The following is a 2,793-nucleotide window of genomic DNA, read 5'->3' on the forward strand; positions in this document are numbered from 1 at the left end:
CTGTTACCGATGGTTTTGGCTTTTTCGATGGCCCACTCCATCGCCGCTTCCATGTCCAGCAGATGCGGCGAGGGGTGCTTGTCCTCGACAATGGCCGAGCCGTCCGGCCAATAGACCCCCATGAACATCTTCAGCGAACCGTCTCTCAATATCTCGGCTTTGACCTCAATCGTGCATCCGTTCGACAGCGTTTCCGAGTGGGTTATATGACGCTCAGTCATGACTGCATTCCTCCCGTCGTTGCTATCAGCGTAACCCATGCAGCGCCGGGCGCGATGACGCTCAGGCGTCTGCCTGCACCACCTCGATCCCCAGTCTTTGATAGTCCTCAAGATTGCCCGAGGCCACGTGACGTTCGGTAATCAGCGTATGCACACGGGCGCAAGGCGCAACCACGAAGGGCTCCACGGCACCCAGTTTGTCCGCGGTGGTCACGGCAATCACGTGGGAGGCGCTGGCGAGCATCGCCTGCTTCACCGGCACTTCATCGAAATGCAGCGAGCTGAGGCCGACTTCCGGATGAATGGCACAGACCCCGGTGAACACCAGGTCGGCCTTGATGCCCTCGATCAATCGCAGGGTTTCATGCCCGCTGGAAGACATCGTCGCAGGGTTGAGCTGACCACCGGCGACGATCACCGTGATGCCTTTGTATTCGGCCAGCGTGATCGCAATCATCGGCGACGCGGTGACGGCCGTGATGACAAGGTCGGAAGGCAGCGAGCGTGCGATCTGCAGCGTGGTGCTCCCGGAATCGAACATCACGATCTGGCCGTCCTTGACCCGGCGCGCGGCGAGCTGCGCCAGCCGGGTTTTCACCTCGTCGGTTTCGCTGACCCGAGTGAAGTAATCCTTGCCCGTGTCCTTGGGACGCGGCAACGCCCCCCCGTGCACCCGCTGCACCAGCCCGGCACTGGCCAGCTCCGACAGGTCCCGGCGAATGGTGTCCTCGGACACGGCAAAATGCTGACTCAGCTCGGAAGCCATGACCTTGCCGTCACGTTCGAGGATCAGCAGGATTTTTTGGCGGCGCAGTTGGGGGAGTTCGGCGGAGGAATGCTCAGCGTGCATGGTTATGCCTGTTTTTGCGTGTTTGTGCGAGACTAGCCAAACACCTCAATGAACACAAGGCGCTCCCACAAGGGATTGTGTTTGATTGATACCCATCACAAGGCACTCACGATGAACTCACGCAACCATTGATGCCCAGGGTCGCGGTGACAGCGCTCGGGCCAGAGCATCGACATCTCGTATCCCGGCACTTCAAGGGGAGGCTCGACCATGGTCAAGGCGTGCGTATCGCGAACCAGGCGCGCTGGCAGCATCGCGACCATGTCGGTGCTCTCCACCACCGACGGGACAAACAGAAAATGGGGGAGCGAAAGCACCACTCGGCGCGTCATGCCCAGCTGGGAAAGCGCCTGATCGGTGACACCCTGAAAGCCTCCGCCATCCCGGGATACGATGACGTGGTCGAGTTCGCAGAACTGCGCGAGTGTCGGTCGCTGTCTCAACAGCGGATGGCCAGTACGCCCCACCAACACATAGCGTTCGGTGAACAATGCACGACGTCGTAAGCCTGGGGGAGCATCCTCAGTGGTATGAAACGCCAGGTCGATTGCCCCCTGCTCCGCTTGTTTGGCCAGTTGTGACGGCATCAGGTCAAACACCGCCAAACGCGTGCCGGGTGCCGCCGAACGCAGCCCGGCCAACGCGGGCAAGATGATGGTCGACTCGCCGTAGTCCGACGCCATGACATTCCACGTCTGCCGTGCCTCGGCCGGGTTGAAAGGGCTGGCGGGCGACACCGCGCGCTCCAGGGCTTCCAGGGCCTGGCGCAACGGCTCGCGCAACTCATCGGCCCGAGCCGTGGGCCGCATGCCCCGTGGCCCTGGCAGTAACAGCGGATCGTTGAAAATATCCCTCAATTTGGCGAGATGAACGCTCACCGAAGGTTGCGACAGATTCAGACGTTGCGCCGCACGGGTCACGTTGTGTTCCGAGAGCAGGACATCAAGCGTCAGCAGCAGGTTGATGTCCAGACGTCGCAGATTATTCATGACAATACCTGGCATATTGGTTATTCATTTCCAATATACCTGGTACGCCGATGACAGTTTCGGCCGGCCTGCCGACGCACGATTCGATCCGTCGCAAGACTCCAAGCGTGCCTTCAAAGAAGGCCGGCAACGACAGGACATCGTTCTCGAACAGGAAAAACTGCTCTGGGCCGATACCGTCATTCTGCAGTTTCCGCTGTGGTGGTTCTCGATGCCGGCGATCCTCAAAGGCTGGGTGGAACGCGTCTATGCCTATGGTTTTGCCTACGGCGTAGGGGAGCATTCCGATGCGCGCTGGGGCGACCGTTACGGGGAAGGCACGCTGGCGGGCAAACGGGCGATGTTGATCGTCACCACCGGTGGCTGGGAATCTCATTACAGCCCACGGGGCATCAACGGGCCGATCGACGATGTGCTATTCCCGATCCAGCACGGCGTACTGTTCTACCCCGGCTTCGACGTGCTGCCACCGTTCGTGATCTATCAGACCAGCCGAATGGATGAGGCGAGATTTTCAGCAACTTGTGAGGCGCTCGGCCAACGGCTGGATGACCTGTGGGAAACCGCGCCGATTGCGTTCCGACCGCAAAATTCAGGGGCGTATGACATTCCGCAACTCACATTGCGTGATGAGATTGCTGCGGATCAGTCGGGCTTTGCGGCTCACATCAAACAGGCAACACACTCGTTGTAGCAGCTGTCGAGCCTGCGAGGCTGCGTTCGGCTGCGAAGC

The 2,793-nt window shown here is 60.2% G+C and carries 3 protein-coding genes and 1 pseudogene; 1 reads left to right on the forward strand and 3 read right to left on the reverse strand.

Annotated elements, in window-relative coordinates; all coding sequences use genetic code 11:
• The 3 genes from AC1DLB_RS28345 to AC1DLB_RS28355 all read right to left on the reverse strand — a co-directional run.
• Positions 1-221: hypothetical protein (locus tag AC1DLB_RS28345; protein WP_477786124.1), on the reverse strand; the 221-nt coding region annotated here is incomplete at its 3' end.
• Between the two features lie 61 nt (positions 222-282).
• Positions 283-1,071, reverse strand: coding sequence for a DeoR/GlpR family DNA-binding transcription regulator (locus tag AC1DLB_RS28350; protein WP_477744641.1), 789 nt, complete (start codon positions 1,069-1,071; stop codon positions 283-285).
• Between the two features lie 95 nt (positions 1,072-1,166).
• The gene (locus AC1DLB_RS28355; RefSeq protein WP_477744642.1) at positions 1,167-2,060 is read right to left on the reverse strand and encodes a LysR family transcriptional regulator; all 894 of its coding nucleotides are present in this window, start codon (positions 2,058-2,060) and stop codon (positions 1,167-1,169) included.
• 46 nt (positions 2,061-2,106) lie between these two features.
• On the opposite strand from AC1DLB_RS28355, the pseudogene AC1DLB_RS28360 reads away from it, so the two are divergent.
• Positions 2,107-2,754 (forward strand): annotated as a pseudogene (locus tag AC1DLB_RS28360) (NAD(P)H-dependent oxidoreductase); the annotation flags it as partial.
• Positions 2,755-2,793 lie beyond the last annotated feature (39 nt).

This window comes from Pseudomonas sp. 05N434 (assembly GCF_056396965.1).

Excerpts from the sequence above, each read along its gene's own strand:
- AC1DLB_RS28355 (WP_477744642.1), bottom strand. The coding sequence starts at position 2,060 with ATGAATAATCTGCGACGTCTGGACATCAACCTGCTGCTGACGCTTGAT.
- AC1DLB_RS28350 (WP_477744641.1), bottom strand. The coding sequence starts at position 1,071 with ATGCACGCTGAGCATTCCTCCGCCGAACTCCCCCAACTGCGCCGCCAA.